Source organism: Methylobacterium ajmalii, from assembly GCF_016613415.1.
Lineage (GTDB): Bacteria > Pseudomonadota > Alphaproteobacteria > Rhizobiales > Beijerinckiaceae > Methylobacterium > Methylobacterium ajmalii.
This window is the reverse complement of record NZ_JACWCT010000139.1, coordinates 1-5,241: the sequence shown is the minus strand read 5'-3', so window position 1 is coordinate 5,241 and position 5,241 is coordinate 1. Positions and strand designations below refer to the sequence as shown.

At 72.1% G+C, this 5,241-nt stretch carries 7 protein-coding genes; 2 read left to right on the top strand and 5 right to left on the bottom strand.

All coding sequences use genetic code 11. The features are described 5' to 3' along the window. A partial coding sequence (locus HPY23_RS25795) for an outer membrane protein (RefSeq protein WP_420891346.1) occupies positions 1-430 on the top strand: 430 nt, incomplete at its 5' end. A gap of 352 nt (positions 431-782) precedes the next feature. Beyond that, positions 783-1,043, top strand: coding sequence for a BrnA antitoxin family protein (locus HPY23_RS25790; protein ID WP_091888049.1), 261 nt, complete (start codon positions 783-785; stop codon positions 1,041-1,043). A 149-nt stretch (positions 1,044-1,192) separates the two neighbouring features. Here HPY23_RS25790 and HPY23_RS25785 read toward each other — a convergent pair whose 3' ends face one another. The 5 genes from HPY23_RS25785 to HPY23_RS25765 are packed head-to-tail and all read right to left on the bottom strand — an operon-like array spanning position 1,193 to position 5,146. Then, positions 1,193-2,119 (bottom strand): YVTN family beta-propeller repeat protein, encoded by a 927-nt coding sequence (locus tag HPY23_RS25785; protein ID WP_175540001.1) that lies wholly within the window; start codon positions 2,117-2,119, stop codon positions 1,193-1,195. 41 nt (positions 2,120-2,160) lie between these two features. After that, positions 2,161-2,697, bottom strand: a complete 537-nt coding sequence (locus HPY23_RS25780) for an SRPBCC family protein (RefSeq protein WP_060847542.1) — start codon at positions 2,695-2,697, stop codon at positions 2,161-2,163. 25 nt (positions 2,698-2,722) lie between these two features. Continuing rightward, positions 2,723-3,316, bottom strand: coding sequence for a DUF447 domain-containing protein (locus HPY23_RS25775; RefSeq protein WP_060847543.1), 594 nt, complete (start codon positions 3,314-3,316; stop codon positions 2,723-2,725). A gap of 4 nt (positions 3,317-3,320) precedes the next feature. Next, positions 3,321-4,712, bottom strand: a complete 1,392-nt coding sequence (locus HPY23_RS25770) for a DUF6513 domain-containing protein (RefSeq protein ID WP_091888045.1) — start codon at positions 4,710-4,712, stop codon at positions 3,321-3,323. After that, a complete protein-coding gene (locus HPY23_RS25765; protein WP_200649694.1) occupies positions 4,709-5,146 on the bottom strand; it encodes an amino acid kinase family protein in 438 nt (145 codons plus the stop codon). The genes HPY23_RS25770 and HPY23_RS25765 overlap by 4 nt, the downstream gene beginning before the upstream one ends. Positions 5,147-5,241 lie beyond the last annotated feature (95 nt).

Here is a 5,241-nt window from a genome sequence, read left to right as displayed (position 1 = left end):
CTCGGGCCTGGACTTCTTCGGCACCGTGCGCGGCCGCCTCGGCTACGCCTGGGACCGCACCCTCGTGTACGCCACCGGCGGTTTCGCCTACGGCTCGGGCGGCGGCCAGTACTTCGGCCTGCCGAACAGCTCGCGCGACAACTTCCAGACCGGCTGGGTCGTCGGCGGCGGCGTCGAGTACGCTCTGCCCACCGACTCGTTCTTCAACTTCTTCCGCTCGTCGGCCGTGACGCTGAAGGTCGAAGGCCTGTACGTGAACCTGGACCAGGGCAACCGCAACAACGGCGTGTTCGCCCAGACCGCCAACGGCACGCAGTACTCGGTGTTCTCGCCGGGCGTCGTGTCGGTCGGCCCGGCCAACCTCTACCGTCGCGAGACCGAGTTCGCGGTCGTCCGCGCCGGCCTGAACTACAAGTTCAACGGCTTCTAGTCTGAACTCTCCGTCCCCGGACGGAGCGGAGCCCGGCCTCACGGCCGGGCTCTTCGCGTTTCAAGGAGCCTGCACGCGCGGCGTCGGCCGTTCTCCGCGGCGGCCCGGGCGGCGGGCCGATCCGGGATCCGCGAGTCCAGGCATCCGCATCCCGAGCGCGGGCAGGCCAGGCCATCGCGCGGGGAGGGGCGTGATCCCGCCCTCCCGGGATGCCACGAGCGACGCCCGGCGGGCGGCGTGCTGGAATCGATCCGGATCATCCCCTTGAGAATGGGCGGTCCGGCCGGACTGCGCGCCATCCGGATTGGGGTCGGGCCGGCGCCGTGCTACGGCGAGGGCAGGAGGACCCCCGATGTCATTCGATCGTTCCCGCCGCGGCAGCGACCCGCGCCAGACTGCCGAGGCGGCGTTCCGGGCCGTGACCCGCAAGCCCGCCGAGAGCCCGGCCCCGCAGGACGCCAAGCCGAAGCCCGCCGCCAGGGCCGCGATCCCGGGCGTGCGCGAGACCGTGTCCCTGCGCCTCGACCGCGACGTGCTCGAGCATTTCCAGGGCGAGGGTCCGGGCTGGCAGGACCGCATCAACGCGGCTTTGCGCAAGGTCGCGGGCCTCTGATGGCGGCCGCATTCTGATGCGGCTGCGGTGCGCGGCGCTCCTCCTGCTGCTCGCCGGGCCGGCGCAGGCCGAGGGCGGTCTGGTGACCAACCCGTTCGCGTCGAACTACCGCTCGGTGCCGATCGGCGCGCGGGCGACCCCGCCGCGCCTCAGCGCAGGAACTGCCCGAAGGCCCGCGGCCCGTCCGAGGTCTTCACCGTTCCGGTCACCCGCAGGGTCGCCGCATCGATCGCCGTGAGGGTGTTCGATTCCCAGTTGGCGACGTAGACCGTGCGGCCGTCCGGGCTCGCCTGGATGCCCTCCGGGTATTCCCCGACGTCTATGCGGGGTCCGGGCTCCAGGGTGGCCGCGCCGAAGGTGCTCACCGTGCCGCCGTACTGGTCGGTGACGAAGGCGCGGCCCTGGGCCAGCGCCACCGCGTAGGGCCGCTCGCCGACCTTGACCCGGCCGACCTCGCGGCGCGACGCGATGTCGACGACCGAGACGTCGTTCGAGCCGACATTCGCCGAATAGGCCCGCTTGCCCTGCGGATCGATCGTGACCCCGAACGGCCGGGTCCCGACCGGGATCACGGCGACGCGCCGGCGCGTCGCGGTGTCGACGAGGGAGAGCGCGTCGTCGTCGCGGTCCGCCGCCAGGAGGAACTTGCCGTCCGGCGTCACCGCGATCCCCGAGGGCGAGGTGCCGACCGGGATCTCGCCCGCGACCGCCAGGGTCTCGGGGTCGACCTGCCACAGGCGCTTGGCGTACCAGTCGGCGACGTAGACCGCGCCGCTCACCGGGTTGACCCCGACCCCGAGGGGACCGCCGCCGAGGGCGACCGTCTGCACGACCCGGCGCGTGGCGGCGTCGATCACCACCAGGGCCTTGCCCTCGGGCGCCGTGACGTAGACCCGGGCCCGGTCGGGCGAGAGCGCGATGCCGGCCGGCGCGCCCGGTACGGGAATCGTCGCCACCCGCTTCAGCCCGTCGAGGTCGACGACGTCGACCGCGTCGGCGTTCTGCGCGGTGACGAAGGCCTCGGTCACCCCCGACGGCTCCGCCCCGGCGGGGACCGGCGCGAGACCGATCCCCAGGAGGAGGCAGAGCCCGGCGAGGGACCGGGCGCGCCCGCGGCTCACGAGCCGCTCTTCTCGATCTTCGCCTTGAGGTTGTCGAGGCCGGCGCGGTACAGGCCCGACACCGCCTTGATCGCCGCCTCGTCGCTCAGCTCGGGCGGCGGATCGTTGTTCATGTAGCCGCGGTAGAACGCGCCGTCCCACACCACTTCCGACTTGCCGCCCTCGGCCGGCTCGACCTTGATCGTCGAGGAGTAGTTGTTGACCGGCAGCACCTTCACGTCGACCTTGTTGATGCGGTACGACAGGCTTTTCTGCTCGGCCGAGTACTTGTAGAGTTCCTCGTCGACGGTGGGACCGCCCTTCAGCGTGAGGGTGCGGGTGGCCTTGACCTCGTTGCCGCCCTTGCCCTCGGTCTTCTCGACCGGCGGCAGCCAGCTCATGTCCTGGAAGTTGCCGACCACCGCCCAGACCTTGTCCGGCGCGGCGTTGATCGTGACCTTCTCCTCGACCTTCTTGCGGGTCGGGCCGTGGGCCTGGGCGGCGGGGGCCGCCGCGACGGCGGCGAGCAGGGCCGCCGCGATGATGCGCTTCATCGGATCTCTCCTGTTCACGCGTGTCTCACGCGTCATCGACCGCGAGGGAGCCTCCGGCCGCCTGGGGCAGGGCGGCCGCGACCTTCGCGGCGATCCAGTTCCAGGCCTCGCGCTCGGCGGGCCCGGCCGTCTTCTCGACGGCGATGCGGTGGTGCTGCAGCTCGGCCAGCACCGTGTCGGGGTTCAGCATGTGCAGGCGCGTCGACAGGATCGCCGCCTCCAGCACCGCGCTCTGCGCCCGGTTGTAGCCGAGGAAGGGCCGGTGCGCCTCGGCGCTGACCACCCGGCCGCGGAAGCGCGGCCGGACGGGATCGTCGCGCACCTCCACGACCTGCAGTTCCATGTGGCCGTAGGCCGCCTCCAGGCGCGGCACCGGGATGTCGCGGCAGGGCACGCTCGCCCAGTCGCGCCGGCCGGTGACGCAGCCGGCGATCACCCGCACGTCCGAGGGCGCGGCGGCGGCGAAGAACGGCAGCGCCTCCAGGTTGGCGATGGTCGGCGAGGGCCGGAACGGCGCCACCCAGAAGTCCTCGCCGTCCCGGATCAGCCCGAACGGTACGAGGTGCAGGGCGCCGTCGGGCGCGAGCGTCGTGACGATGGTCTCGAGGATCAGCGGCACGGCCTCAGGGCTTCCCGCTCTGGCGGGTATGGCCCGGGGCCTTGAAGCGGGTGGTGTCCTCGGCGTCGGCGTCCATCGCACAGCCCCAGTCCAACGGCTCGTCCTGCACGTAGCGCTTGCCGAGGCGCCAGGCCAGTTCCGCCTTGGTCAGTTCCCCGCCGAGATAGAAGGCGTGGCCGCCATCCGCCTCGACGCCGAGCTTGGGGAAGAACGCCATCGCGTCGTGCCCGACCTCGTGGATGTCGCGGTTGTAGATGTGGACCCCGTCCTCCGCGACCGCGACGCGGTAGTTCGGGTCGCGCACGTCCGCGGCCAGCGCCGCGATCTCGTCCGCATTCTGGGTATAGGGCCGCTTGTCGTGCAGGGCGAGGAGGGCGCGGCCATAACCTTTGGGCAGGGCGGCATCGGCCTTGGCGGCGTACATCACCCGGCGGGCGGCGTCGTGTTCCTCGACCGTGCGGCGGGTGTGGTTCGAGACCTGCACGATCAGCACGTTGCCGATCGCCAGTTCGGAGCACACGCCCATCAGCAGCGCCGTCACCCCGAGGCTGTCGGCCTCGGTGAGCTCGGTCAGGTTGCCGGTCCCCATCATCATGGCGATGTCGGGGTGGCGGCGCCGGGTCTCGTGGTAGCGCACCAGCGACGCCGCGAAGCCGAAATGGATCGGCTCGAGGATCGGGTCGGCGATGAAGGGTTTGCCCGCCCGCTGCATCCGCTCGATCGCCCGGTCGAGGGAGGGCAGGTCCTCGGGCCGCATCGGCACCAGGATCGGCACCGCGTCGGTCTCGAAGGCGAGGTCGAGGGTCTCCTCGTTGAGGCTGAGCAGGAAGTCGGCCCCGGCCGCCGCGCCGCGCCGCAGCTCGTCGGCCGAGAACGAATCGACGCTGACCCGCAGCCCCTCGGCCTTGAGGAGCCGCACCGTGTCGTCGAGATGGGGAAAGGGCGTGTCGGGCAGGCCGCCCAGATCGATCACGTCGGCCCCGCGCCGCGCCAGGTCCTTGGCGCGGACGAGAATCTGCTCGGGCGTCATCCGCGAGGCGTCGACGATCTCGGAGAAGATCCGCACGTCGTGGCGCGTCAGGTCGACCTTGCGCCCGGCGAGCCCGAGGAAGACCGGCAAATCGACGATCTCGTCGGGCCCGCGCTCCACCGGCACGCCGAAATGCCCGGCCAGCACGGCGGGATCGGCCCGGCAGCGCCCGGGCAGGATGACCCGCGTCGCGTCAGCGGGGATCGTCACCCGGCGGCGGATGATCTCCTCGGTCATCAGCGCGGCGACCTTCACGCCGGCATCCGCGATGGTCCAGGCGAAACGCTCCGGCGGCAGGGTCGCGGCGATCTTCTCCAGCCGCGCCTTGGCGAGCCGTCCGGTGATGAAGACGAGGTGCTCCCTCACGCGGCGCGCTCCGACAGGGATCCGCGGCAGGTCCGGTCGCCGCCGGGGCCCCGTAGCACGATCGCGCCGGCGAAGAGAGTCGCAAAGGCCGGGACGGCGGCGTCGACCAGCCCGATCCGCGCGAGATCCGCGAGGGCGGCACCGGGCGCCGGGTCGGCGGACTTGACGAGCAGGCAGCGCGCGGCACCGAGCCGCGCGGCGAGCCACAGGGCCAGGCTGTCCGAGGTCACGTCCCAGCTCTCCGGGATCTCCGGATGGCCGGCGGCGAGGGGCGAGGGGTCCCAGACCGGAACGATACCGGCGGCGAGGCCCGCGCCCGGATCCTGCGTGACGACGAGGCGCGGCTCGATCGCCGCGAAGATCCGCGCCATGCCCGCCATCGCGTCGAGCGCGAGGCGATGGGCGAGGGGATCGGAAAATCGGTCATTCGTCATTCGGGGTTGATGGACGAGAGGCGGGCTCGAAGCCCGCTTCGTCGTTTGGGGTTGATAGACGCCCAGGCCACAGGCAGGAAACAGCGTGAGGCGGC